This window comes from Roseivirga sp. (assembly GCF_034669765.1).
In the GTDB taxonomy this organism is placed as follows: domain Bacteria; phylum Bacteroidota; class Bacteroidia; order Cytophagales; family Cyclobacteriaceae; genus Roseivirga.
Window position 1 is genome coordinate 601,863 of record NZ_JAXMOQ010000002.1, and the last position, 25,013, is coordinate 626,875.

22 protein-coding genes are annotated in these 25,013 nt (G+C 41.0%); 15 read left to right on the forward strand and 7 right to left on the reverse strand.

Annotation, left to right across the window (positions count from 1 at the left end; genetic code table 11):
• Position 1 precedes the first annotated feature (1 nt).
• A complete protein-coding gene (locus VOI17_RS05610) occupies positions 2-589 on the reverse strand; it encodes a peptidylprolyl isomerase (RefSeq protein ID WP_323756262.1) in 588 nt (195 codons plus the stop codon).
• Positions 590-737: 148 nt separating this feature from the next.
• Here VOI17_RS05610 and VOI17_RS05615 point away from each other — a divergent pair, with 148 nt between their 5' ends.
• Complete coding sequence (locus VOI17_RS05615) at positions 738-1,571, forward strand: hypothetical protein (RefSeq protein WP_323756263.1); 834 nt, start codon at positions 738-740, stop codon at positions 1,569-1,571.
• Position 1,572: 1 nt separating this feature from the next.
• Here the strand turns inward: VOI17_RS05615 and VOI17_RS05620 are convergent, their stop codons facing one another.
• Positions 1,573-2,706 (reverse strand): DEAD/DEAH box helicase, encoded by a 1,134-nt coding sequence (locus VOI17_RS05620; protein ID WP_323756264.1) that lies wholly within the window; start codon positions 2,704-2,706, stop codon positions 1,573-1,575.
• Between the two features lie 81 nt (positions 2,707-2,787).
• Between VOI17_RS05620 and mog the strand changes: the two genes are divergently transcribed.
• From mog to VOI17_RS05645, 5 genes are all read left to right on the forward strand, one after another.
• Positions 2,788-3,315, forward strand: a complete 528-nt coding sequence (gene mog, locus VOI17_RS05625; protein ID WP_323756265.1) for a molybdopterin adenylyltransferase — start codon at positions 2,788-2,790, stop codon at positions 3,313-3,315.
• 179 nt (positions 3,316-3,494) lie between these two features.
• Positions 3,495-4,187, forward strand: coding sequence for a GTP cyclohydrolase I FolE (gene folE, locus VOI17_RS05630; protein ID WP_323756266.1), 693 nt, complete (start codon positions 3,495-3,497; stop codon positions 4,185-4,187).
• Entirely contained in the window at positions 4,184-5,695 is a 1,512-nt protein-coding gene (gene cysS, locus VOI17_RS05635; RefSeq protein WP_323756267.1) for a cysteine--tRNA ligase, read from the forward strand. The genes folE and cysS overlap by 4 nt, the downstream gene beginning before the upstream one ends.
• Before the next feature lie 4 nt (positions 5,696-5,699).
• Complete coding sequence (gene dcd, locus VOI17_RS05640; RefSeq protein WP_068417952.1) at positions 5,700-6,227, forward strand: dCTP deaminase; 528 nt, start codon at positions 5,700-5,702, stop codon at positions 6,225-6,227.
• Between the two features lie 97 nt (positions 6,228-6,324).
• Positions 6,325-7,059, forward strand: a complete 735-nt coding sequence (locus VOI17_RS05645) for a YoaK family protein (RefSeq protein ID WP_323756268.1) — start codon at positions 6,325-6,327, stop codon at positions 7,057-7,059.
• A 234-nt stretch (positions 7,060-7,293) separates the two neighbouring features.
• Here the strand turns inward: VOI17_RS05645 and VOI17_RS05650 are convergent, their stop codons facing one another.
• Complete coding sequence (locus VOI17_RS05650) at positions 7,294-8,601, reverse strand: M28 family metallopeptidase (RefSeq protein WP_323756269.1); 1,308 nt, start codon at positions 8,599-8,601, stop codon at positions 7,294-7,296.
• Positions 8,602-8,759: 158 nt separating this feature from the next.
• Here VOI17_RS05650 and hrpB point away from each other — a divergent pair, with 158 nt between their 5' ends.
• The 5 genes from hrpB to VOI17_RS05675 all read left to right on the forward strand — a co-directional run bounded on the left by hrpB (position 8,760) and on the right by VOI17_RS05675 (position 15,742).
• The gene (gene hrpB / locus VOI17_RS05655) at positions 8,760-11,243 is read left to right on the forward strand and encodes an ATP-dependent helicase HrpB (RefSeq protein WP_323756270.1); all 2,484 of its coding nucleotides are present in this window, start codon (positions 8,760-8,762) and stop codon (positions 11,241-11,243) included.
• Positions 11,244-11,380: 137 nt separating this feature from the next.
• Entirely contained in the window at positions 11,381-12,652 is a 1,272-nt protein-coding gene (locus VOI17_RS05660) for an alginate export family protein (RefSeq protein WP_323756271.1), read from the forward strand.
• Between the two features lie 190 nt (positions 12,653-12,842).
• Complete coding sequence (gene nirK / locus VOI17_RS05665) at positions 12,843-14,309, forward strand: copper-containing nitrite reductase (RefSeq protein ID WP_323756272.1); 1,467 nt, start codon at positions 12,843-12,845, stop codon at positions 14,307-14,309.
• 12 nt (positions 14,310-14,321) lie between these two features.
• On the forward strand, positions 14,322-15,107 hold the full coding sequence (locus VOI17_RS05670) for a formylglycine-generating enzyme family protein (RefSeq protein ID WP_323756273.1): 786 nt from the start codon (positions 14,322-14,324) through the stop codon (positions 15,105-15,107).
• 44 nt (positions 15,108-15,151) lie between these two features.
• Positions 15,152-15,742: an SCO family protein gene (locus VOI17_RS05675; RefSeq protein WP_323756274.1), complete on the forward strand. Its 591-nt coding sequence runs from the start codon at positions 15,152-15,154 to the stop codon at positions 15,740-15,742.
• A 23-nt stretch (positions 15,743-15,765) separates the two neighbouring features.
• Here VOI17_RS05675 and VOI17_RS05680 read toward each other — a convergent pair whose 3' ends face one another.
• Positions 15,766-16,818 (reverse strand): AI-2E family transporter, encoded by a 1,053-nt coding sequence (locus VOI17_RS05680; protein WP_323756275.1) that lies wholly within the window; start codon positions 16,816-16,818, stop codon positions 15,766-15,768.
• A gap of 321 nt (positions 16,819-17,139) precedes the next feature.
• Between VOI17_RS05680 and typA the strand changes: the two genes are divergently transcribed.
• The 4 genes from typA to VOI17_RS05700 all read left to right on the forward strand — a co-directional run bounded on the left by typA (position 17,140) and on the right by VOI17_RS05700 (position 22,033).
• Positions 17,140-18,942: a translational GTPase TypA gene (typA, locus tag VOI17_RS05685; protein WP_323756276.1), complete on the forward strand. Its 1,803-nt coding sequence runs from the start codon at positions 17,140-17,142 to the stop codon at positions 18,940-18,942.
• A gap of 115 nt (positions 18,943-19,057) precedes the next feature.
• Positions 19,058-20,152, forward strand: coding sequence for an ATP-dependent 6-phosphofructokinase (locus VOI17_RS05690; RefSeq protein WP_323756277.1), 1,095 nt, complete (start codon positions 19,058-19,060; stop codon positions 20,150-20,152).
• A 117-nt stretch (positions 20,153-20,269) separates the two neighbouring features.
• The gene (locus VOI17_RS05695; protein ID WP_323756278.1) at positions 20,270-21,559 is read left to right on the forward strand and encodes a serine hydrolase domain-containing protein; all 1,290 of its coding nucleotides are present in this window, start codon (positions 20,270-20,272) and stop codon (positions 21,557-21,559) included.
• Positions 21,560-21,631: 72 nt separating this feature from the next.
• Positions 21,632-22,033, forward strand: a complete 402-nt coding sequence (locus VOI17_RS05700; protein WP_323756279.1) for a hypothetical protein — start codon at positions 21,632-21,634, stop codon at positions 22,031-22,033.
• A 97-nt stretch (positions 22,034-22,130) separates the two neighbouring features.
• Here VOI17_RS05700 and mdh read toward each other — a convergent pair whose 3' ends face one another.
• The 3 genes from mdh to tilS all read right to left on the reverse strand — a co-directional run bounded on the left by mdh (position 22,131) and on the right by tilS (position 24,998).
• The gene (mdh, locus tag VOI17_RS05705; RefSeq protein ID WP_323756280.1) at positions 22,131-23,060 is read right to left on the reverse strand and encodes a malate dehydrogenase; all 930 of its coding nucleotides are present in this window, start codon (positions 23,058-23,060) and stop codon (positions 22,131-22,133) included.
• Positions 23,061-23,129: 69 nt separating this feature from the next.
• On the reverse strand, positions 23,130-23,678 hold the full coding sequence (locus VOI17_RS05710; protein WP_323756281.1) for a cyclic nucleotide-binding domain-containing protein: 549 nt from the start codon (positions 23,676-23,678) through the stop codon (positions 23,130-23,132).
• Positions 23,679-23,681: 3 nt separating this feature from the next.
• Positions 23,682-24,998, reverse strand: coding sequence for a tRNA lysidine(34) synthetase TilS (tilS, locus tag VOI17_RS05715; RefSeq protein ID WP_323756282.1), 1,317 nt, complete (start codon positions 24,996-24,998; stop codon positions 23,682-23,684).
• Positions 24,999-25,013: the final 15 nt, after the last annotated feature.

Sequence of the window (25,013 nt, forward strand, 5' to 3'; positions counted from 1 at the left end):
ATTACTGGCCTTTAGTCGGCACGGTATATCCCTCTGTCTCAATTTGAGCGGCTGTCATTTGCACAACGCTAACATCCAACTTGATAGGAACTAAAGGTGCATTGGTAGAGTCCTTTTCCACCTTAACGATTTGGTCTACGACATCCATTCCCTTAAACACTTGCCCGTAAATGGTGTAATCTCCGTCTAAGCGCGGCAAGCCTTTCTCATTCTGAACGATATAGAACTGGCAGGTAGCCGAAATTTTACCAGGATTACCATCTCTTCCCGCACCAAAAGCACCATAAACATGCTTCGCAATGGGATCAAACTCAGGTTCCAAAAGGTGGGTGGAATAAGCAAATCCTTCGGGCGTATCGGGGCAGCCACCTTGTGCCACAAAGTTTTCGATGACACGGTTAAAAGTATAGTCGTTCCAATACCCTTCTTCGGCCAACTCAATAAAAGCTTCTTTATGGTTTGGGGTTTCATCATAAAGCCATATCAGAATATCGCCCTTATCGGTTTTAATTTGCCCCACAGGGTAAGTGGCTTCTGGTGTACAGCTTGAAATTAAGCCAATGATGAGTAGCACAAATAAGTTTTTCATTCTCTTTTTTTCATGAAAGTATAAAAAATGAGCGTGTCATCATAATGGAGGAATTACAATGTAGACAGGAATATATCCCTATCGATTCTTCGAATATTTTTCGTAGTTTGTAAAGACCAATCATCAACCATATCTAGCTTTCTGAACCATGATCATCAATAAATTTCCTGGAACCCACATCACGGCAGAATTACTCAACCCAAAGCACTCCAATTTCTGTGCAGTTTTCTACGAAACGCCTCCGCTTCAACCCGAAGTGGTCATGGGCTCCGTAAATGCTGGCACTTCTTACACAGGCTCCTTATTTGAAATGGGTCAAGAAGGAATGACTGGCGCCTTCTATGGTATTCTCAGTGTGCAGCAAAATTTTGTAGGAAAACATCCTTATCAAAAAATCCATAAGACCCTTCATCGCCTTGCTGAAGGCAAAGAGACTACCCATATCGATGACTTTGATAGTGATTTTGGGGTACAGTTTGCACTTATTCAAAAACCACCGGTAGATACGGCTTGCATCGATTTTGACGGAACTGTTTTCGTGGATGTATTCAAAGATCATTTGCGTCCTTACCAAATAGACGCTAATTATGCTATGATTTATGTGGTGCCTCCCCTAGCGGATTTGTACAGCACACCCAACGATTTTCTGAACGCCATTGAAGACACCGCGGAAAACATCGTTCGTGCGGTAATGAACTACAACAAAAATTTCACATTAGACAAAAGCCCAAGCGGCTTAAACCTAAAGCCGATTAATACAATCAGAGTTTGTTTGTTTAGCGCTGGATATTTTAACAGCTTCCAAATATCACATGACCAAATCGCTGCTTACATCTATCACGGGATTGCCAGCCAACTGCACAGCGCAGAAACTTACATAATTAATGTTCAATTTGAAAACAACTACCATGAGGTAATGGCGACTGGCTTGAAGTCAGAAACTCAGGATTTCAGTGTTTTAAGAAAGTTAATGGCAGAATGAACTAGCTCAGCTCCTTGATTTTGATTTTCAGTTCCTTTTCAATTTCGTAAATCTTAGATTTCTCTTTTTCAGAAATAAACAAGATTGAAGTTCCTTTTAATCCGGCACGGCCAGTTCTTCCGCTACGGTGGGTGTAATATTCAATTTGTTGTGGCAGTTGATAATGCAATACAAAGCTTAAGCCTTTCACATCAATACCACGGGCTGCAATATCGGTAGCTACTAAAAGCTCAATTTTCTGGCTTTTAAACATACGCATTACCTTATCACGGTCGCGTTGTCCCATATCGCCTTCAATTACATCGACAGCAATATTCTTGGCCAATAACTGCTTGGTAAGAATCCTTGCTGCGTTTTTAGTCTGGCAGAAAATCATTCCGCGTTCATCTTTGTGATACGATAAGAAATGATTGATTTCCTGCACCTTATCTTTGGAGTGACAAACCACATATTCGTGGCTGATGTTCGCATTGACGCCAGCACTTCTGCCTACCTCAATTTTCTGGGCATTAGGTCTTAAGAATTTCGAAATGATCTCTCTAATGCCATCAGGCATGGTCGCTGAGAATAACCAAATCGTACGTTCGGCAGGCACAAAATCCAAAATACTGTACATATCTGGCTTAAAGCCCATGCTTAACATTTCATCGGCTTCGTCCATGACCACATATTTCACCTGAGAAATATCGATGACTTCCCTTTTGATCAAATCCATTAAACGACCAGGAGTCGCCACAACGATATGAGTAGGCCTTTTCAAACGCTGAATTTGAACTTGTATATCAGCACCACCATAAACCGCTTCAATAAAAATCTTATCGGTGTACTTGGTGAATTTGAAGAGTTGTTTCGCGATTTGTTGACACAATTCACGCGTTGGTGCTAAAATCAAACCTTGGATAGCTTCTTTCTTTGTGTCAATTTTCTGAAGCAAAGGCAAGCCAAAAGCTGCAGTTTTACCCGTTCCAGTTTGTGCCTGGCCGATAAAATCGGTGTTCTGCTGAAGGAGAATTGGAATGGAAAGCGATTGAACCTCAGAAGGTTCAGTAATATTCATTTCGCTTAAGCCTTTGGTTAAATCTTTAGATATGCCGAGATCGGAAAATGTAGTCACTGTGTCTTTTATTTTTTGCAATTGCAAAGGTAGAACGAATACTTCGCATTAAAGCATTGGATTCTTCTTTCAACCTGACTTATTTGCATCAAAACAAGGAGCATGGAAGTTAAAATAGGAATAATCACAGTATCGGATCGCGCAAGTAAAGGAACTTACGAAGATCTTTCTGGCCCTGCCATTATTGAAACCCTCAATGAATACCTTGTTTCAAAGTGGGAACCTGTATACCATGTTATTCCAGATGAGCAGCATTTAATAGAGAGTACCATCAAACAAATGGTCGATAAAGAGGGCTGTTGTTTAATTGTCACCACAGGCGGAACAGGCCCTGCCCTACGCGATGTAACCCCAGAAGCCACCGAGTCGGTCTGCCATAAAATGATGCCCGGCTTTGGAGAGCTAATGCGACAAGAAAGCTTAAAATTTGTACCCACAGCCATTTTATCAAGGCAAACGGCAGGCATCAGAGGGAAATCATTGGTGGTGAATTTACCTGGAAAGCCTAAGTCCATCAGAGAATGTCTCGATGCCGTGTTCCCTGCCATTCCTTATTGTATCGATATAATTGGTGGACCCTTTATTGAAACCAAGCCCGAAGTAATGCCGGTTTTCAGACCAAAACAGTAATCTGAAAGCGATTGTAAACTGCTTTTGAACTACATGGGGCAATACCATGTTTATGGGCTGTATTGGGCATTAATCATTTTTGAAATCCCGTTTCAAAAGCCAGTCAATTAATTGTACTTTTGCACAACTTTTCTGCTTACGGGCAGTATAAACGATTCATTGTTTTAGGTAACCAGTTAATGAAAAATAAAAACGGTAAAAGTTCAGAGGATTTGTTGAAGCAAATTGAAGAGATGGGTGATGACCACATGATGTCCTCTCTTGAAACACCGATGCGCGAAGGCGCTTTTGACTTATCAGACGAAGAGAAAATCGCCATTATTCAGGGCCACTTCGAAAAAATCATGCACACTTTGGGCTTAGACTTAACTGACGATAGTTTGAGCGGCACGCCAAAACGAGTAGCCAAGCTATACGTAAAAGAGCTTTTCAAAGGCTTAAAGCCAGAAAATAAACCTTCACTTTCTACTTTTCAAAACAAGTATGAATACAGCGAAATGCTTGTTGAAAAAAACATCACACTTTACTCTAACTGTGAGCATCACTTTCTGCCTATTGTTGGTAAAGCCCACGTGGCCTACATTCCCAACGGAAACGTAATTGGCCTTTCTAAAATCAATAGAATTGTGGATTACTACTCAAGAAGACCACAAGTACAAGAGCGTTTGGCTTTGCAAATTCTTGACGAGATGAAGCGCGCTTTGAACACCGAGGATGTTGCTGTTTATATTGATGCCGAGCACATGTGTGTAAGTTCTAGAGGCGTATCAGATCAATCTTCATCTACGGTTACTGTGGAATACAGTGGTAAATTCAAGGAAGAAGAAACCAGAAGAGAATTTTTAACTTACGTGAACGACAAGCTTAAATGAGCCTGATTGAACAATACCCAATTTCAGTATACAACTCTCTCACCAAACAAAAAGAGGTTTTTAAACCCCTTGTAGAAAGCCGTGTGGGCATGTATGTCTGTGGACCCACCGTGTATAGCGATGTTCATTTGGGTAATGTTCGCACCTTCCTTTCTTTCGATATTGTTTTCAGGTACCTCAAGTTTTTAGGTTTTAAGGTGCGTTATGTGCGTAACATCACCGATGTGGGTCACCTTGTAGGCGATGCCGATGAAGGAGAAGATAAAATCGCTAAAAAAGCACGTTTAGAAGAAATTGAACCGATGGAAGTGGTGCAGAAATACACCAACGGCTTCCATGATGTAATGCAGCTTTTCAATATTCAAGCGCCTTCAATTGAACCTACGGCCACCGGCCACTTAATAGAGCAAATTGAATTTATTAGGAAGATCATTGAAAATGGATTTGCCTATGAAAAAGATGGTTCAGTCTATTTCAATGTAAGAAAATACAACGAAGCACATCAGTACGGAGAGCTTTCGGGCAGAAACGTAGACGACATGCTTTCGAACACGCGTACCTTGGCAGGCCAAGATCAAAAAGCCGATCCATTGGATTTCGCTTTATGGAAAAAGGCCGAAGCGGGACACTTAATGCACTGGCCATCACCTTGGAGCGAAGGTTTCCCTGGCTGGCATTTGGAATGCTCTGCCATGAGTACAAAATACTTGGGTCAGTCCTTCGATATTCACGGAGGAGGAATGGATTTGAAATTCCCTCACCACGAAGCCGAGATTGCCCAAAACAAAGGTTGTCACCATGCTGGAGGCGCCAATTATTGGATTCATGCCAATATGCTTACGGTGAATGGTCGTAAAATGGCCAAAAGCGAAGGCAATGGTTTTACTCCAGAAGAATTGGTCACAGGAAATCACAAGCTTTTGGAACGTGGTTATAGCCCTATGACGGTGCGTTTCTTTATGCTACAAAGTCATTATGCAAGCACGCTAGACTTCAGTAACGAAGCCTTGCAAGCGGCAGAGAAAGGTTTTAAACGTTTGATGGCCAGCGTTCAACTTATCGATAAACTGCCGGCAGCTGGAACCGGAAAGGTTTCTCAAGAAAAATCGGAAGAGCTGAAAGGCTTTATCGACCAAGCCATGCAAAACTTGAGCGATGACTTCAATTCAGCAAAAGCAATTGCTTCTTTGTTTGAAATCAGTTCTAAAGTCAACACCTACTACCAAAACCCTTCGGAACTGGCAGAGATTGATGCAGCAGCTTTTGACTTTGCGACTACGAAGTTCAAGGCCATTATTAACGATGTGCTAGGTTTGGTTTCTGAAACCGAAAACGCGGCTCAAAACAATGTTTTAGAAGGTGCAATGGAGGTTTTGATCAACTTAAGAAAAGAGGCAAAGTTTTCTAAAGACTATGCACTTTCAGATAAAATTAGAGATGACCTCAAAAATGTGGGCATTCAATTAAAAGACGAAAAAGGAGGAGAAACCTCTTTTACCATAGACTAATCATATGATTCTTTCAGGAAGGGAAATTCAAAGAGAAATGGGCAAAGGCATCAATATTGAACCTTTCAATCCATCTCAGCTCAACCCAAATAGCTATAACCTAAAGTTGCATCAGGAGCTACTCACCTATTCGAATACCGAATTGGACATGAAGCAGCCGAACCCAACGGAAAAGTTGACCATTCCTGAAGAAGGATTACTCTTAGAAACTAACAAGCTTTACTTGGGCCGTACGGTGGAGCACACTGAGACTTCTAAGTTTGTACCCATGCTGGAAGGTCGCTCCTCTATCGGGCGCTTAGGTTTGTTTATACACGTTACTGCTGGCTTTGGCGATGTAGGCTTCAACGGTTTCTGGACCCTGGAAATTTTCTGTGTGCAGCCCATCAGAATCTATGCGGGTGTAGAAATTTGTCAAATTTTCTACCATACCATTGAAGGAGATTACGACATGTACAAAGAAGGCAAGTACCAGAACAACCAAGGCATTCAGCCTAGTTTACTCTATAAGGATTTCGAAAGAAAGGCTTAATATTTTTTATTAAACTTCATTATCCCAATCCCTAATTTATAAATAGCGAGGCGTATATAGAAATAAGTACTGGTTACATTAAGTCCGTTTCAATCCTATGTTTAGACATCAAGGAAAAAGAAGAACGTTTAAGAATAACTTACGGATTGCGATCGTACTTTCCTTTGTGGCTGGAATTGTAAACCTAGCTGGCTTTCTAGCCATACACCAGCTCACCACCAATGTAACAGGGCACTTTGCGCTTTTCATCAACGATATACTTGAGTTTGAATACTGGAAAGGCCTCGCCTACTTTCTTTATACAGTTTCCTTCCTCTTCGGTTCTTTTACTTCAAGCTTGTTGATTGAATGGGCCATGAAGACCAAGAAACTCAACATTTTCATTTTACCTACATTACTTGAATCCGCAATTTTACTGCTGGTTGTTTTATTCAATGACTTATCAGTATTGGAGTCGCCAAATACAATAGCCTGCCTGCTACTTTTTGCTATGGGGGTGCAGAACTCATTCGTGACAAAAATTTCGAATGCCGTGGTAAGAACCACTCACCTGACAGGGCTTTTCACCGATTTAGGCATCGAATTGTCCCAGCTGCTTTTTCTCAAAAAAACAGTTAAACGAAAAGGCGTTGTCTCCACCATTAAATTGAGGATTTACATCATCACCTTTTTCTTTTTAGGGGGAATCTTTGGAGGCTTTCTCTATATGGAAATTCATCTGAACGTGCTCATCATTGCGGCCTTGATTCTATTAACTGGACTGATTTACGATGATATGAGACACAGATTCTTACTGGCCAAACGGAAGTACCTCCACAAAAAGATGGCATGAGACAGACATGCTTCTAATTCGCGTTAAGTGCACAACAGAATAGGAATCGCCAAAGGCCTGCTTGACGCTAGGCAGGCAAGCACCCAGCTCCTACTCGATTGTATCGAGTAGGAACTACAAATCGGTTTCCAACCGATAGTTCTGTACTTGGTGAAGAACACTTTCAGGCGTATAGAACCAAAAAAGGCTCATCCAAAATTGCGAATGAGCCTTTTTTATGAATTTCCTTTCGGCTTATCTTAAACCACTTGGATCAACTCGTGTTGGTGTTTGTGCACCAGAGATCATTCCTTCTGCAGCTTTAGCAATCGCCTTAATGGTGTTGGTCATATGCGCCATATCCAATGTGCTTACTTCATCCGTAGCTTTGTGGTAATCCTGATCAATATCGATTTGCGTAGTACTGATAGAGTGCGCAGGAACGCCCAATCTCGCCAATGTAGCATTGTCAGATCTGTAGAATAAGTTCTGAGTTGGGTAAGGATCTGGGTAGAAAGTATATTCCGTTCCTTCCACCGCATCTTGCAATAACTTGCCAAAGCTAGACTTTTCAAAACCAGTAATCCAAGCGGTGTTTGGTCCTTCTTTCGCTCCTTTTCCAATCATTTCAATATTGAACATGGCTACAATTTCATCTGGATTCAATTGTTCAGAGAAATGTCTTGAACCGTATCCGCCACTTTCTTCAGCCGTAAAGGCCACAAAAACGATGGTTCTTTCTGGCTTCTTGCCCGATGCTGCAAAGTATTTTGCCAATTCAATTACCGCTGTAGTTCCAGAAGCATCGTCATTTGCTCCGTTGAAAAGGTTATCGCCTTCCATTCCTTCGCGAACACCTAAGTGATCATAATGCGCTCCAAAAAGAACAATTTCGTTGGCTCTATTACCTGAAATCTTACCTGTTACGTTAGAAAGACTTTGAGCAGTTACCGCATTTTGAACTTCGATATCAATAGACGTTACTGTTTTCAAATCAGAGATTACCATCACCGTAGCATTGTCTGGGTCTAATTCAACCACCCTACTACCACGTGACGAAAAGCCTTTATATCTTGCGAATAAATCCTTGTGGGCTGAATTCACCAACACCAAGTTCTTACCCGTTCCTCTTCTGATTTCGTTATACGCGCTTTGAAAATTATCATCCGCACCAATAGTTGTCACTGTCAAGTCGGCAACATCTGTCCAATCAAATCCTTCAGAATTGGAGATGGCTATCAAGTCTGCTACATCAACAGCTTTCCCATTTAAGGAAGCAGACAAGCTTTCTGGCGCAATCGAGTAAATATCAAACTGCTGATCGTAGCTGGTCATTCCTTCTAAATACTCTAAACCTGCTTTCTCAAATTCTCCCTGAATAAATTGAGAGGCTTTTTCAATACCAGGAGTAAATATCATTCGCCCTCCCATATCATCGGAAGCCAAGGTGGTGACAACTCTTGTTACCTCATCCTGAGTAATCTCATAGGGAGTTTGGCAACTCGTAATGCATAGCGAGGAAACAATAAAAAATGTGAGCAGTGATAAAATTGGCTTTTTCATGGTATAATTATCAATTTGTTTACGGTGTGAATTTAGGATAATTTTCATCAATTATCGCTACCGCTGATGTCATTCAAAGCTTTTACCCTAAACGGTTTCAAGCTAAGCAAAACCAGCTTAATTTTGCCTACTCATATTACTTCCAAACAAAACCGACTTTGTCTTTCAATCCGCATTCCGTTCAGCTTCCCGTTACCGAAATCATTGAAGATGTTCGCCTGCACCTGAGCCAAGGAAATACGCTGATCGTAAACGCCCCTCCAGGAGCTGGGAAAAGCACACTGCTTCCCCTCGCCTTAATAAACGAGCCTTGGCTAGAAGGAAAGAAGATATTGATGCTAGAACCAAGAAGACTGGCCGCCAGAACCATTGCTGAACGCCTCTCTCACTTTTTGGAAGAGCCTGTTGGCCAAACAGTCGGTTTTCGGATTCGATTTGAAAACAGAACTTCTGAAAACACCAAAATAGAAGTACTTACAGAAGGAATTCTCACCAGGATGATTCAAAGTGATAATGCTTTGGAGAATGTGGGCTTGGTCATTTTCGATGAATTTCACGAACGCAGTATCCATGCCGATGTCGCCTTGGCGCTTTGCCGAGAAGCCCAACAAGTTTTGCGCAGCGATCTGAGGATTATGATCATGTCGGCTACGCTGAACATGCCGCAATTAACTTCGCTATTGAAAGCGCCTGCCATTGTCAGTAAAGGCAAGCAATACCCTGTTGAAGTGCTTTACGAAAACGACATTGATGAATTTTCAATGGCCGAACTCTGTTCCAGAACCGTAATCAAAGCAGCAAAAACCAATGAAGGCGACATTCTGGTTTTCTTGCCCGGCCAGCGGGAAATTCACACCGCCAACGAAATTTTAAGGAGAGAATTACAAGGATTCTCTATCCATATGCTCTACGGTTCGCTACCCCAAAGGCAACAAGCCGCAGCCATTCTACCCGACAGAAATGGAAATAGAAAAGTGGTGTTGGCTACCTCCATTGCCGAAACCAGCTTGACCATTCAAGGCATCAAAGTAGTGGTCGATAGCGGCTTTGGGCGCACTTCTAAATTCGACCCTAATTCTGGCTTGTCTCGATTAGAAACTGTTCGTATTTCAAGAGATTCAGCCGATCAACGGGCAGGAAGGGCTGGGCGATTAAGCCCAGGGGTCTGTTATCGCATGTGGTCTACGGTAACCCAACAGCGATTAACAGAGCACATTACCCCCGAAATTCTTGAGGCTGACTTGGCCTCTTTGGTGCTCGACATGTCGCAATGGGGCATAACGGATGTGCAGCAAATGACATGGCTCACTCCTCCTCCGAAAGGCCCTTTGGCTCAAGCCACCGATTTATTGCATCAGTTAGAAGCTTTGGAAAACGGCAGAATCACAGCGCATGGCAAGAAGATGCTTCGCCTACCCTGCCATCCCCGAATTGCGCACATGCTACTGATGGCCGAAGAAGATGATCAACTGGAGTTAGCGACTGACATTGCGGCTTTATTAGAAGAAAGGGATCCGCTGGGTCGAGAGGCAGGCATTGACATCAACACCAGAATTGAGGCGCTCAGAGTCCACAGGCGTGAAAATCGAGACAATCGGAAAATGGGCCGGATTGAAAAAATTGCTGAGCAGTATCGGAGTCTTTTCAATATTGAATCTGACAATAGCAGTGTTGATCCTTTTGAAACAGGCGTGCTCATTACCCGCGCTTACCCCGAAAGAATTGCTTTTGCACGCCCTGGCAACAATGCCCAATTCCAGCTTTCCAACGGACGCTATGCCATGGCAGGCCACCGTGAGGATTTGGCTGATGAGCCTTGGTTGGCCATTTGCCATATTGATGCCCGTGAAGGCATGGGGAAAATCTTTATGGCTTCGCCTTTGAATCCACGTGATTTGGCACCTTTGGTAAAAGAAACGGAAGTCATTACTTGGGATACCAGTGAAGGTGGACTGATTGCCACCAAAGACTTACGCATTGGCAGCATTGTATTGCAAAGCAAGCCCCTGCCCTCGCCAGACGAAAGTCATAGGCTGGCTGCCATTTCCGAAGCCTTAAAAAAAGAAGGTGAACAACTTCTAGATTTTAACGAAGATGTTCAGCAATGGCAAAACAGAATTCTGAGTTTGAGGAAGTGGAATCCGCAAGAGCAATGGCCAGAGGTGAGCACATCGAGTCTTTTACAAACCAATGCTGAATGGCTGAGTCCGTACTTGACCAATGTAAAAAGACCTGAAGATTTAAAGAAAATCAACCTAAAGGAAGTGTTGCAACACAGCCTTACTTTTGAACAACAGCAAAGTTTAGACAAACACGCTCCAACGCACATAAACGTACCCAGTGGCTCTAAAGTCAAATTAATGTACCGCGACAATGCTGAGCCACCTGTATTGGCCGTTCGCATTCAGGAAGTATTTGGTTTGGCCGAAACACCAAAAGTGAATGAAGGCAAACAATCCATTTTGCTGCACTTGCTCTCCCCTGGTTTTAAGCCGGTTCAAATCACTTCCGATTTAAAAAGCTTTTGGTCTGATGCTTATTTTGAAGTGAAGAAAGAACTCAAAAGGCGTTACCCAAAACACGTTTGGCCCGATGACCCATGGAATGAACCTGCGATTAGTGGGGTGAAAAAGAAATATTAAGGAACAAGCCTATAATTCGAATAAATTCAAAATCATCTTAATTCTACCCTTCTATATCATCTCGTCAGCTGATATAAATCATAGTGTACATTGACTTTTCCTCCAACTTTTGTCTCAGACAATAAAACCAAAATGTCATGAGAATACTGAAAGGAATATCCGTAGTGTTTTTTTTACTCTATTTTTCAAACCTCCATGCACAGATCAGTGTAGACGCGCAGCTGAGAAGTCGATTTGAATACCGACACGGTTACAAAACGTTATTTCCAAACAATACAGACCCAGCAGCATTTATTGGGCAGCGAACCCGCTTGAACGTTGATTATAAGACTGAAAAACTCGATGTATTACTGAGCTTTCAAAACATCAGCGTTTGGGGCGATGTTCCGCAATTAAACACCTCGGATAGAAATGGCCTCATGATTTATCAGGCTTGGGCAAAGATCCATTTGACCGAAACATTTGCGATTAAGGCTGGTCGTCAAGAAATTATATATGACGACAGCCGGATTTTTGGCAATGTGGATTGGGCCACCCAAGGAAGAAGCCATGATGCCTTGCAATTGAAATGGCAAAATGAGGGTTTCAAACTCGATGTTGGCTTGGCGTACAATCAAGTAAATGAGCAACTCACAGGAAACGACTATAACATTTTAGGCAGTTACAAAACCTTTCAGTACCTCTGGCTTCACAAGGATTGGTCTAATTTTTCAACAAGTTTTTTGATGCTGAACAATGGTTTACAATACATTGATAACGCGAACAGCCAAAACAACGAAGTACGATACAGCCAAACCATTGGACTACACTCCAATTACAAAAAAGACAAACTCGGGCTATCATCAAATCTCTTTTATCAAGGAGGAAAAGACGCTGCAGACCTTAGCTTAAGTGCTTATTTAATGGCATTATCTGCAAACTATAAACTATCAGACACATGGAGTACAGTACTTGGAGGTGAGTTGATTAGTGGCAATGATAATGGAGTGCCGAATAACCAAAAGAACAAAGCCTTCAACCCACTGTATGGCACCAACCATAAGTTCAATGGCTTTATGGACTATTTCTATGTGGGCAACCATTACCCCAACGCAGGCTTGACCGATATTTACCTTACCAATACCACCAAATTGAACACAAAAAGCAGCCTATCAATTACCCTACATAATTTCTCAGCAGCTTCAGATATAGCAGGTAGCAGTAAAAAGCAATTGGGCAACGAAGTTGACTTGGTGTTCTCTCATGCGGTACAAAAAAGCATATCCTTGAAATTGGGCTACTCACAACTTTTCGCTTCTGATGGTATGGAGATTTTAAAAGGTAATTCTGACAGTAATGCGAACAATTGGGCATGGGTGATGTTGGACATCACACCTACGCTTTTCAAAAATACAGAGATTGGCCAATAATTGCAGAAATATCATTTCTTACTTAACTTAAGTAAAAATTGAATTTATACACCTAAAAGTCAGTTAATTACATCACTATCATATGGTATAAATCACCCTAAAACATGACCTAAATCATATAGTAGAACAGGTATGTGTTTTACTTTTATATAAATAAATATGTCAATTCTATACCGTTAAATTCAGCGTTATGAAAAACACCACTAACCACTCTTTTATACACATCAAAAAGGCCATGATATTGGCTGTTTTTTTTGCGGTCCTTTCTTCTTGTTCAGATGACAAGCAAAAAACGACAAACTCCAAAGACATGCTGGTAACAGGCCAAGTCATTGCAGACCTTACCTCGCCACCTCATGTCCCAGTGCCAATTGGCGATAGAAAAGCGAAAAAGCTAATTGTGAATATGGAAATCCTTGAACAAGAAGGCACAATGACCGATGGAGTTAAATACATATACTGGACATTCGGTGGTTCAGTACCAGGAAGCTTCATTAGAACCCGTGTTGGTGATGAGGTTGAATTTACCTTATCAAACCACCCAGACAACAAATTGCCTCACAACATTGATTTGCATGCCGTAACTGGCCCTGGTGGCGGAGCAGAATCTTCTTTCGTTGCCCCAGGTCACGAAAAAACATTCTCTTTTAAAACCTTAAACCCGGGTTTATATGTTTACCACTGTGCTACAGCGCCTGTGGGAATGCATATTGCAAACGGAATGTATGGTCTAATCTTAGTGGAGCCAGAAGGTGGTTTACCTCCTGTAGATAAAGAGTATTATGTAATGCAAGGCGACTTCTATACAAAAGGCGCCAACGGTGAGCGTGGCTTGCAAGCCTTCGATATGCAAAAAGCAGTAAATGAAGATGCGGATTATGTGGTTTTCAACGGAAAAGTAAATGGACTTACTGGCGACAATGCACTGACTGCAAATGTGGGTGAAACTGTAAGGCTCTTTGTAGGAAATGGAGGTCCTAACCTCGTATCTTCTTTCCATGTGATTGGTGAAATTTTCGACAAAGTAGCTGTTGAAGGTGGTGCTTTGATCAACAAAAATGTCCAGACCACTTTAATTCCAGCCGGTGGTGCTGCCATGGTCGAATTTAAAGTGGATGTACCTGGTACACTCGTTTTGGTTGATCACTCAATTTTCAGAGCATTCAACAAAGGAGCTTTAGGTATGCTAAAAGTTTCAGGCGAAGAGGATGAGAAGGTGTATTCTGGAACACAAATGGAAGGTATTTATTTACCTGAAGGTAGTGGAATCCAGACAATGCCATCTACGGCTACCGCCAAGGAAGAAGCTCCTCAAGAATTGTCGTTGGCAGAAAGGCTTAACCTTGGTAAAACCGTCTATCAACAAACCTGTTTTGCTTGCCATCAACCAGAAGGTCAAGGTATTCCGACCATCTTCCCTCCGTTGGCCAAATCAGATTATTTGAATGCAGATGTTAACAGGTCAATCGATATTGTATTGCACGGAAAGTCTGGTGAGATTACTGTAAACGGAACAAAGTATAACAGTGTGATGACCAAACAAACCTTAACAGACAATGAAATTGCCAGCGTATTGACTTTTGTCTATAACAGCTGGGGCAACAACAAATCAGAGGTTACTGGTGCGATGGTGAAAAGTAGAAGAAACGCTAAATAAAAGATGATCAAAATGAATTCCTTTTACGGAAAGATAGTGACCACTTGGCTTTGCCTAATTATTCCACTCACTGCTTTAGGGCAGCAAGAAAATATGGCTTTGGTAAAAGGTGGTGAATTTATACCCCTATACGGAGTCGATTCTGCTACCGTAAAAGTGAATTCATTTTTAATGGATGTATATCCGGTTACAAATGCTGAATACCGCCAATTTGTAATCGATCACCCTAAGTGGAGAAAAAGTAAAGCGCTCAAGCTTTTTGCGGATAAAAGCTATTTAGCGGACTGGGAAAATGACAGTACTTTCAATAAAGACTACCTTCCCAATGCCCCTATTACGAGCGTTTCGTGGTTTGCTGCTAAAAGCTATTGTGAATGTCAGGGGAAACGACTTCCCACGGTGGATGAATGGGAATATGCCGCAATGGCCGATGAAACCACAGCGGATGCCAGAACCAAGGAGAATTACAATAAGTACATTTTGAGCTGGTATGAGACCTCCAATACAATCAAAAACCCTATCGGCTCCACCTTCAAAAATTACTGGGGAATATACGACTTGCATGGTGCCGCTTGGGAATGGACATTAGACTTCAACTCTGTACTAATTTCAGGCGAGTCAAGGAAAGATGTAGATAAAGACAGTGACCTGTTTTGCGGCAGTGCTGCGGTAGGTGCTTCAGACTTAATGAATTACGCAGCCTTTATGAGATACGCCTTCAGAGGTAGTATTAAGGCGCGTTATTCGATTAAAAATCTTGGCTTTAGGTGTATTCAAGATGTCAATACAAATCAATAACTTATTTTAATAGAAGCGGTAAGCATAGACTAAAAACCTTCATTATGAAAAAGCTCTCCATATTTGCCATAAGTTTTGCCATTCTAATGTCTTCCTGCGGAAGTCAAAACAATCAAGAAACAACAGAAGTGAGGAAAGAAATTTCTGAACTGTCCATCTACAACCTCCCTTCGGTTTGGACGTCTCAAAACAATGAACAGACTGAACTAAAAGACCTCAGAGGTGACGTTTTGGTGATGGTAATGATTTACACTACTTGCCAAGTAGCCTGCCCAAGACTGGTAGCCGACATGAGGGATATTGAGTCTAAACTACCCAATAACAAGAAGGATAATGTGAAGTTTGTATTGGTCAGCATCGACCCAGAAACCGACACCCCTGAAAGACTCAAAGAGTTCGCCATTGAAAATCAAATGGATTCAGACCAATGGCTTTTCTTAAGAGGTTCAGAAGAAGATACTCGAGAGTTTGCTGCGGTATTGGCCGTAAACTACAAGAAAATTTCTCCAATAGATTTTTCTCACTCCAATATCATCAGTGTCTTCAATCAAGAGGGCGAGTTGGTTCACCAAAAAGAAGGGCTGGGGGTTAACAATGGAGAAACGATACAGGCCATTATTGACTTAGCAAAGTAAACATCACGGTATCCATACTTTCATTATTCCGTATTGGTGATTTTATCGCCAGACAATTCGGCCAACGGCTTTAAGGGTTCAATTTCTTTAATAACAATGCGTGCCATAGCGGCTAAAGGCAAAAACAAAATCATCCCAGCAAGTCCCCAAATATAATTACCAATCACCAAGGCCATAAGTGAAGCCATTGGGTTTAACTTCATACTTCCACCTACAATTTTGGGGGTAAGGAAATTTCCCTCAAGACTTTGAATGAGAATAATAGCCCCAATAAGGCCTAATGCGATATAATGGTTATCATATGAAATATAAGCGTAAATCACTGGTAACGAAGCCCCAAGTGTTGTCCCAATGTACGGAATGATGGCCAGCGTAGCCGCTATAAAAGCAAATACGAGTGAATATTCCAGACCAAATGCATAAAAAGTGATAGTATATAGTGTGGTGAGAATAACAATTAGTAAGCCCAAACCAGACATATACTGTTGCCCTGTTTTAGCTAACCTCAATAGTAACTGAGTATGCTCTTTGGCATTGGTTTTACTGCCTAAATGAGTTATCACATCAGCTATACCTCTTCGGTAAAGTAAAATAAGAAAAGTAAAAACAAGTGCTAAAACACCATTACTCACCACCCAACCCGTAGCTTTAAACGTTCCTCCGACCAGCGGCATTCCCACATCACCTAACATGTTCTTCATGTTTTCAGAGACCTCTTCCTCATCAACTGACATCATTCCTGGTGGCACTTTATCATTAAAAAATTCAGCAATTTTTTCTGAAGCATTTTCGATATTTACATCAGAATCCATAGATTTCGCCACTTGTACAATCTGAGAAGTCATAAAATACCCCACAAAAAAAACGATAATACTCCCTATCAACAGCGGTATAAAAATCGACAAGATGGAATTAAATCCTTTGGACTCCAACCATTGTACTGGCCTTAGGTAGAAAGAAACGCCAATAAATGAAAAAGCAAGAGGGATAAATAAGAATCCTCCTTGTTTGAGAATAAGTACACCAAGAACAATGACAATTAATGCATAGGCGGTTTTTTGTAGAGAGATCTTCATAGTCGGATTATTTCTAAAATCTTGCCATAATCAAAAGTACTCAATTCTCTGAAAAACACATTTTATTAGTTCTGCAACGGAGTAATTTATCCCCACTTGGGTATTTTTGGCGACTCTTAAAACAGAGTTTGAACTCTAAAATATCGCTTAAAACATTGTAAATAATCATATTTTACTAAAGTTTTTGAAAGCCAGCAGTTGTCTAAACACACTCCATTCATCCTATTAAGCAATGAATCGACTTGCTAATATTCATTTAATAAAGAAAACATAATTATTAAATCGGAATCCCTACCTTTGCGGCTTCAATTTTAAGCTGTCATGCAAAGCATAAGAAACATCGCGATTATCGCACACGTTGACCACGGTAAGACAACCTTGGTAGATAAAATCATCCACGCTTCTCAGATTTTCAGAGAGAATCAAGAAACTGGTGACTTAATACTGGATAACAACGACTTAGAGCGTGAAAGAGGAATTACAATTCTTTCTAAAAACGTATCTGTTGTTTATAAGGGGGTTAAGATCAACATTATTGACACTCCTGGTCACGCAGATTTTGGCGGTGAAGTAGAACGTGTTTTAAGAATGGCCGATGGCGTTCTTTTGCTTGTTGATGCTTTTGAAGGTGCAATGCCCCAAACTCGATTTGTATTGGGTAAAGCCTTAGACCTTGGTTTAACTCCTATTGTAGTAGTAAACAAAGTGGATAAAGAAAACTGTAGACCTGACGAAGTTCATGAGCAGGTCTTCGACCTAATGTTCAACCTTGATGCTACAGAAGAGCAACTAGGTTTCCATACCATTTATGGTTCTTCTAAACATGGTTGGATGAGCACTGATTGGCAAAAGCCAACAGACAACATCTTCGCACTTTTAGATAAAATTGTAGAGGTAATTCCAGAAGCACCTTCTCCAGAAGGTATTCCTCAGTTCCAAGTGACTTCTCTTGACTATTCTTCTTTCGTAGGTAGAATTGCTATTGGTAGAGTATACCAAGGTAAAATTGAAGAAGGAAAAGCAATGGGCTTAACCAAAGCTGACGGTACTGTAAAAAGAGTTCGAATTAAAGAACTACAAGTTTTTGAAGGCTTGGGTAGAGTAAAAGTTACTGAAGTTAAAGCAGGTGACCTTTGCGCAGTAGTAGGACTTGAAGGTTTTGAAATTGGTGATACGCTTACTGATTTTGACAACCCACAACCACTAAAAAGACTTAAAATTGATGAGCCAACAATGAACATGTTGTTCACCATCAATAACTCTCCTGGCTTTGGTACCGAAGGTAAATTCGTGACTTCAAGACACTTGAGAGAAAGACTTTACAAAGAAATTGAAAAGAACCTAGCACTTAAAATTCAGGAAACTGATTCTGAAGATAAGTTCTTAGTATTCGGCCGTGGTATTCTTCACCTTTCTGTATTGATCGAAACCATGCGTAGAGAAGGTTACGAGCTTATGGTAGGTCAGCCACAGGTAATTTATAAAGAAATTGATGGTAAGAAATGCGAACCAATTGAAACATTGGTAGTAGATGTACCAGATAACGTTGCAGGTAAAGTAATTGAATTGGCTACCCAAAGAAAAGGTGAGCTTAAGATTATGGAGCCAAAAGGCGACCAACAACATTTAGAGTTCGAAATTCCTTCAAGAGGTTTGATCGGTTTAAGAAACAACGTACTTACAGCTACTGCTGGTGAGGCCGTTATGAACCACCGTTTCAAAGAATACCAACCATTGAAAGGCGAAATCAAAGGACGTTCAGTAGGATCATTGATCTCTATGGAAAATGGCCCTGGAACCGCTTATTCAATTGATAAACTACAAGACAGAGGCGTATTCTTTGTTGCTCCGGGTGAAGAACTTTACACAGGTCAGGTAATCGGTGAGCATAGCCGTGAAAATGACATCGTAGTAAACATTCAGAAAGGAAAGAAACTGACCAACATGCGTGCATCAGGTTCTGACGATAACTCCAAAATTGTTCCTCCGCGTAGGTTCTCTTTAGAAGAATCTATGGAGTACATCCAAAAGGATGAATACTTAGAAATCACTCCTCAGTCGATAAGAATGAGAAAAATATGGCTAGACGAGAGCACTCGTTTAAGAATGGCGAAAAAGGATTAATTCCTTTCTAACCACCAAAATTCAAAACTCCTGAAATCAATTTCAGGAGTTTTTTTGTTTATTACACCCTAGAGAAAAAGTAAGCTTGTCTCGTACCAAAGAATAAACAGCGCATATGAAAAAGATACTTGTACTTACTGGAGGTGGCGACTGTCCTGGTTTAAATGCCGTCATCCGAGCAATCGTGAAAAGAGCCGATCATGAAGGCGATGTAGAAGTATACGGCAGTATAGAAGCTTACAATGGTGTGCTTCGCTCTCCGCAAGAAATCATCAGGCTCACTAACAAAACCGTGGCCGGTATTCACGTAAAAGGTGGAACTATTATAGGCACAACCACCAAATCCGACCCTTTCCATTACACCGTAACCAAAGAAAACGGAGAAGTAGAAACGATAGATCGTTCGGATGAAATGGTAAAAATGATCAAAGAACTGGGCTTCGATTGCGTGATCAGTATTGGAGGCGATGGTTCTCAACGCATTAGCAAAGCTTTATTCGATAAAGGTATGCCTGTAGTAGGCGTTCCTAAAACGATTGATAACGACCTCTCTGCTACCGATTACACCTTCGGCTTTCAAACCGCTGTACAAGAAGCTACCGATGCAGTAGATAAATTGGTTTCCACTGCAGAAAGCCATCACAGAGTGATCATTTTAGAAGTAATGGGGCGAAGTGCAGGTTGGATAGCACTTCATTCTGCCATAGCTGGTGGGGCTGAAATCTGCCTTATTCCAGAAATCCCATATGATATTGAAGCAGTCAAAGAAAGAGTCGAATCGCGGTACAAAGATGGTAGAGGCTTTGTGAACATCGTTATTGCAGAAGGCGCCAAACCTAAAGACGGAACCATTACGGCTAGAAAAAGCAATGAGGCAGGCTACCAAAACCTCCGTTTGGGAGGCGTTGCCTTCCAACTCACCCAACAACTGAAAGAAGCCGGTTGCAAAGCGGATGTCCGTGAAATGGTACTTGGCCATTTACAAAGAGGCGGCACACCCAATGCCTTCGACAGAGTTTTGGCGACACAATACGGGGTGAAAGCGATGGAAATGGCTTTGGCCGGAGGATTCGGTAGAATGGTGACCTTCAAAAACAATGATATCAGTTCAGTGTCATTAGAGGCCGCTACCGAGGCCTACAATAACGTAGACCCGCTCTCCTATTTGGTACATGCAGCCAAAGGGGTCGGGATTTCCTTTGGAGACTAGCATAACTCACGCTACCAGCGCTATCACTATTTAACAGCTACGACCTTCTTAGGAAATTGGTAAGAGGTAGAACTCTTTCCAACCATTGTCCTTATCTTCTCCTCAAATATTACACCAATGAAAAAAACAGCCTTACTTCTCCTCCTTTGTGTTTCAATCTATTCCTGTACCAAAAGCACTGAGCTAAAAGTCCATTCTCCTGGAAGCTTTGAAACTGAAAGTGTTGGTGTTTCCTCAGAAAAACTGGCAGAAATTGACCAACTTATTAAGAAAGCCATTGATGAAAAGAAACTGCCCGGAGGAACGTTTTTGTTGGCAAAAGACGGCCAAGTGGTGTATAATAAAAGCTTTGGTTATCGAACTTCAAAAAACGAGAAAGCATACCAAAACGATGACATTTATAGAATTGCCTCAATGACCAAGGCCATTACTGCCGTAAGTATTATGCAGCTTTATGAGCAAGGGAAAATTGGCTTGGATGATCCTGTGTATAAATATATCCCTTCGTTTAAAGATCAAGTGGTCCTCGACACTTTCGAGCCTTCCGATTCCAGTTTCACTACGGTACCAGTGGAAAAACCAGTCACTATTCGCAACCTACTTACACATACTTCAGGAATTGTTTATGGCAGCTTCAACCCTGGAAAGCTGATGGCTGTGTATGAAAAATACAATATGAATGTAGGCTTCTCTCACCCTACATGGACCACAGAAGAATGGATTGACAAACTGGCCAAAGTACCTTTGGCACATCAACCAGGCGCAAAGTTCTCTTATGGGCTTAGCATGGATGTTTTAGGGAGAGTGATTGAAGTCGTTTCTGGTCAACCTTTAGACGAGTATTTTAAGCAGCATATTTTTGATAAGGTTGGAATGACTGATACTTACTTCTACCTACCGAAAGAGAAATTTGGGCGTTTGGTGCCCGTTTACACCAAGGCAGAAGGAAAACTCATCACCATGGATGAACTGGGTTTATCTGCTCAAGCCAGTTACCCTATGGAAGGGCCGAGAAACATTTTCTCAGGAGGTGGTGGACTCACTTCTACCGCAATGGATTACGCCAAATTTATCAATACACTAGCCTTGGGCGGTGGAGATATTTTAGGCGCTGAAGCCCTGACAGAAATGTCGAGTGACCAAATGCCGAATGTAATCAACGATTACAAAGACAACAATGCTGGACAATCCTTCGGTTTAGGCTTTACAGTGTATTTGGATAGCGAAAATAAAAGAAGTCCGAAATCGGCAGGCACTTACGAATGGAGTGGATATTTCAACACCAAGTTCTTTATTGACCCTAAAGAAGAAATGGTGTTTGTGGGTATGACGCAGATTGTACCCTTCAATGACAATGCTTTCTGGAATGACATGTACAAGCTCATTTATGAGGCTTTAGAAGAATAGATAATTGTTACTCAGGTGAAATTTGGGCTTGATGAATTATCATTCTCTAAATAAAATCTTACATAGAAGTAAATGAAACAGATTTACATAATTATACTCTCTCTCATTTTTTCATCTGGAGCTTTGGGACAACATAAGTCTGATCTATATCACCGTATAGACTCATTAATAATCCATGAGATTAAGTATAATTATGACTCTACGACTGATGTGATTAACATGACTTCTAACTCAAAATTGGTTATTCGTAGTGTTTCGCAGTTTCCATCGAACCCTTCCCCAATGATTATTTTGGATGGTGAAATAGTTAAAAAGGAAGAACTTAATAACTATAAATTAAGACAGGTTGGATCGATTGAAGTCTTTCAAAAAGGAGACTCCTCTTTAATGGCTTTATATAGCACCCTTGCAACAAACGGTGCCATCATAATTCGATCGAAAAAGTTTATTAGAAAAAACAAACAGGAGAATTAAAAATCTCAAATTGACCAATTTTGAACTTCTTCGATAGAATAAAAAAATCCCGACTCTTACGAATCGGGATTTATGTTTTATCAGAAATCAGTATTGGTTAAGCTAAGTTATCCAATACAGTCATTACTTCTTTTACGTGTCCTTCTGAAACTTTCAAAAGCGCCATTTCTTCAGCGTTCAAATCAAGCTCAATTACTTTCTCAACACCGTTTTTACCCAAAATAACTGGTACTCCTAAGTAGCAATCTTTGATTCCGTATTCACCATCTAATTGAATACAAACAGGGAATACTCTTCTCTGATCTCTTACAATTGCTTCCACCATTTGAGCAGCCGCAGATCCTGGTGCGTACCAAGCTGAAGTACCCATTAGTTTCACCAATTCTCCACCACCAGTTTTAGTTCTCTGGATAATAGCGTCAAGTTCTTCCTTACCGATCAACTCAGTTACGGGAATACCGCCAACAGTAGTATAGCGAGGAAGTGGCACCATAGTGTCGCCATGACCGCCCATCAATACTGCTTGAATGTCTTTAGGAGATACGTTTAAAGCCTCGGCTAAAAACGCTCTGTATCTTGCTGTATCTAAAATACCAGCCATACCCATTACTCTAGTTCTTGGAAATTTAGAAGTAATGTGCGCTTGGTAAGTCATTACGTCCAAAGGATTTGAAACGATAATGATGATTGCATCTGGAGAATGTTTTACAACATTTTCAGTTACACTTTTAACAATACCAGCGTTGGTTTGAATTAAATCATCCCTGGTCATACCCGGTTTTCTTGGTAAACCCGAAGTGATAACTACAACATCAGAACCGGCTGTTTTTGCATAATCGTTGGTAGAACCAACTGTTCTTGTGTCATAAAGATTGATAGGAGCTTTTTGCCAAATATCTAATGCTTTTCCTTCTGCAACACCTTCTTTAATGTCCAAAAGCACCACTTCGTTGGCAATTTCTCTGTAGGCCAAAACGTCTGCGCAGGTTGCGCCTACATTTCCGGCACCGACTACTGTAACTTTCATAGGGTATACTGGATTTGATTTAAATTAATTCGATGAACAAAGATAACAAGTGAAACCTCTAAATGAAACTTAGAGGCTACGGTTTCTTTCTGAATTGTGATGATCGGAATAGGCTTGTTTTAATTCAAAAAACCCGAAGGACTCTTTGTATGCCTTAAACAAGCTCTCTGTGTAATGATTGTATCGCTCAATCAAACATTCCAGCACAGACGCTTTAATTTCTGGATAGGATTCGAAAATATCCATAATATTACCTTGGGGCAAAACAAAGATCTCAGCATCCTCGCTGGACACAATCGCACTATACAATCGGTGATTGTCCAAAATGAAAGCGTTATCTCCAAAACATTCTTTTTTCCCTGCCTGATCCAATTCTTCAAAAGATCCATTGCGCTCTAAACTCAGCGAAATTATTCCATGATTGACAATATACACGGCCTGACTAGGATCTTTGGTAAAGAAAACTGCCTCATTTTTTCTGTATTTTCTAGTATACAAATAGGGTACAAAAGCAAAAAGCTGGTCATCCGTTAGTTTTCTAAAAGGCCCCACCCCTTTCAAAAAGTTAATTTGCTCCTTTTCGGACTGACTATATGTTTTCTTAAATGGGTTATACATTATCTAATTTCGGCTAATCCTTAAAACTTCTTTAGTTTGATCGCTGGTTTTAAATCGGTCGTCAATTCTATAACCAATCACCCAAACAATGCTTTCCTTAGAAGTTAATACTCTTATCTGGTCTTTTAAGTTTAGAGGAATTTTCTGGTCAATCATAAAGTCGCTCAGCTTTTTTTTGCCTTTCATTCCTAAAGGGAAAAAGTAATCACCCTCTTTCCAAGCCCTAACCTCCAGAGGAAAAGTCAGTTTATCGCAGTCTAGAAATGCATTTGTGGGATTTCTGTCCATCTCACTATCGGCATCCAATCGCTCTATTTCAAATGTCTGTTCCGAAAGAATAAACCGCTCCTCTCCTTCCTCAATTAAAAAGGGCTCAAATTCGTTGGCTTGATGTGCTGTGATAAAGACATACTCCCTGTCTACTAGGAATTGGTGTGAACTGGTATTGAATGTTTTTCCCGAAATTCCTGCTAAAGCCACTAAAAGTTCCTTGCTCTGCTCGTAATTCAAACCGAAGGGCTTTAACAACGCTGAAAGTTGAAAAGCGCCAATCCCGCTGTGAATGATTTGATCTTTTGAAAATCGGTAGCCATTGGCTACTTCTTCGATATAAGGCTTTAACACATTAATCTTCTCTTGGAAAACCTTTTCAACCTCTAAATTCTTTTCCAGTGTACTTTTAAAAGTAGCATAAAAACCTTTGTTCAATTGGGTGAATAACGGAATAACCTGATGACGTAAATAATTGCGTTTGTAATTGTCCGATGCATTTGAGCTGTCCTCTCTCCATTCAATTCCTTCTTGCTTTGCAAAGTTTTCGATTTCTTCTCTTTCAAAGTCTAAAAGAGGACGAATAATACTCCCCGACTTCGGTAACATTCCCCTTAAACCAGAAATTGATGTTCCTCTGGCTAAATTAAGTAACACGGTTTCTAAATTATCTTGGGCATGATGCGCCACGGCCAATTGATCCAAATTCTGCTCATCCAAAAGTTCATTGAACCATCCGTAGCGTAAATCGCGCGCGGCCATTTGAGTAGAAATCCCATGAACTGAAGCATATCCCTTGGTGTCGAAGTGTTTTTCGAAATAGGGTATTTGAAGCTTAAAGCAAGTATCTTTCACAAATTGAGCATCCGCATCAGACTCTTCTCCCCTCAAATTGAAATTGCAATGCGCTACGGAAATATTAAAACCAGCCTGATGACAAAGTTTCAAAAGCGCCATAGAATCCATGCCCCCACTCACTGCCAACAGCCAATTATTCCCCTCCAAATTGAGGGCATGCTTTTTGATAAAACTCAAAAACCTATTCAACATGAATCAAAATTAGCA

Bases quoted from the DNA above. Each gene is read 5' to 3' on its own strand.
- VOI17_RS05610 (WP_323756262.1), bottom strand. From the start codon at position 589: ATGAAAAACTTATTTGTGCTACTCATCATTGGCTTAATTTCAAGCTGT.
- VOI17_RS05615 (WP_323756263.1), top strand. From the start codon at position 738: ATGATCATCAATAAATTTCCTGGAACCCACATCACGGCAGAATTACTC.
- mog (WP_323756265.1), top strand. From the start codon at position 2,788: ATGGAAGTTAAAATAGGAATAATCACAGTATCGGATCGCGCAAGTAAA.
- folE (WP_323756266.1), top strand. From the start codon at position 3,495: ATGAAAAATAAAAACGGTAAAAGTTCAGAGGATTTGTTGAAGCAAATT.
- cysS (WP_323756267.1), top strand. From the start codon at position 4,184: ATGAGCCTGATTGAACAATACCCAATTTCAGTATACAACTCTCTCACC.
- dcd (WP_068417952.1), top strand. From the start codon at position 5,700: ATGATTCTTTCAGGAAGGGAAATTCAAAGAGAAATGGGCAAAGGCATC.
- VOI17_RS05645 (WP_323756268.1), top strand. From the start codon at position 6,325: ATGTTTAGACATCAAGGAAAAAGAAGAACGTTTAAGAATAACTTACGG.
- VOI17_RS05650 (WP_323756269.1), bottom strand. From the start codon at position 8,601: ATGAAAAAGCCAATTTTATCACTGCTCACATTTTTTATTGTTTCCTCG.
- VOI17_RS05660 (WP_323756271.1), top strand. From the start codon at position 11,381: ATGAGAATACTGAAAGGAATATCCGTAGTGTTTTTTTTACTCTATTTT.
- nirK (WP_323756272.1), top strand. From the start codon at position 12,843: ATGAAAAACACCACTAACCACTCTTTTATACACATCAAAAAGGCCATG.
- VOI17_RS05670 (WP_323756273.1), top strand. From the start codon at position 14,322: ATGAATTCCTTTTACGGAAAGATAGTGACCACTTGGCTTTGCCTAATT.
- VOI17_RS05675 (WP_323756274.1), top strand. From the start codon at position 15,152: ATGAAAAAGCTCTCCATATTTGCCATAAGTTTTGCCATTCTAATGTCT.
- VOI17_RS05680 (WP_323756275.1), bottom strand. From the start codon at position 16,818: ATGAAGATCTCTCTACAAAAAACCGCCTATGCATTAATTGTCATTGTT.
- typA (WP_323756276.1), top strand. From the start codon at position 17,140: ATGCAAAGCATAAGAAACATCGCGATTATCGCACACGTTGACCACGGT.
- VOI17_RS05690 (WP_323756277.1), top strand. From the start codon at position 19,058: ATGAAAAAGATACTTGTACTTACTGGAGGTGGCGACTGTCCTGGTTTA.
- VOI17_RS05695 (WP_323756278.1), top strand. From the start codon at position 20,270: ATGAAAAAAACAGCCTTACTTCTCCTCCTTTGTGTTTCAATCTATTCC.
- VOI17_RS05700 (WP_323756279.1), top strand. From the start codon at position 21,632: ATGAAACAGATTTACATAATTATACTCTCTCTCATTTTTTCATCTGGA.
- mdh (WP_323756280.1), bottom strand. From the start codon at position 23,060: ATGAAAGTTACAGTAGTCGGTGCCGGAAATGTAGGCGCAACCTGCGCA.
- VOI17_RS05710 (WP_323756281.1), bottom strand. From the start codon at position 23,678: ATGTATAACCCATTTAAGAAAACATATAGTCAGTCCGAAAAGGAGCAA.
- tilS (WP_323756282.1), bottom strand. From the start codon at position 24,998: ATGTTGAATAGGTTTTTGAGTTTTATCAAAAAGCATGCCCTCAATTTG.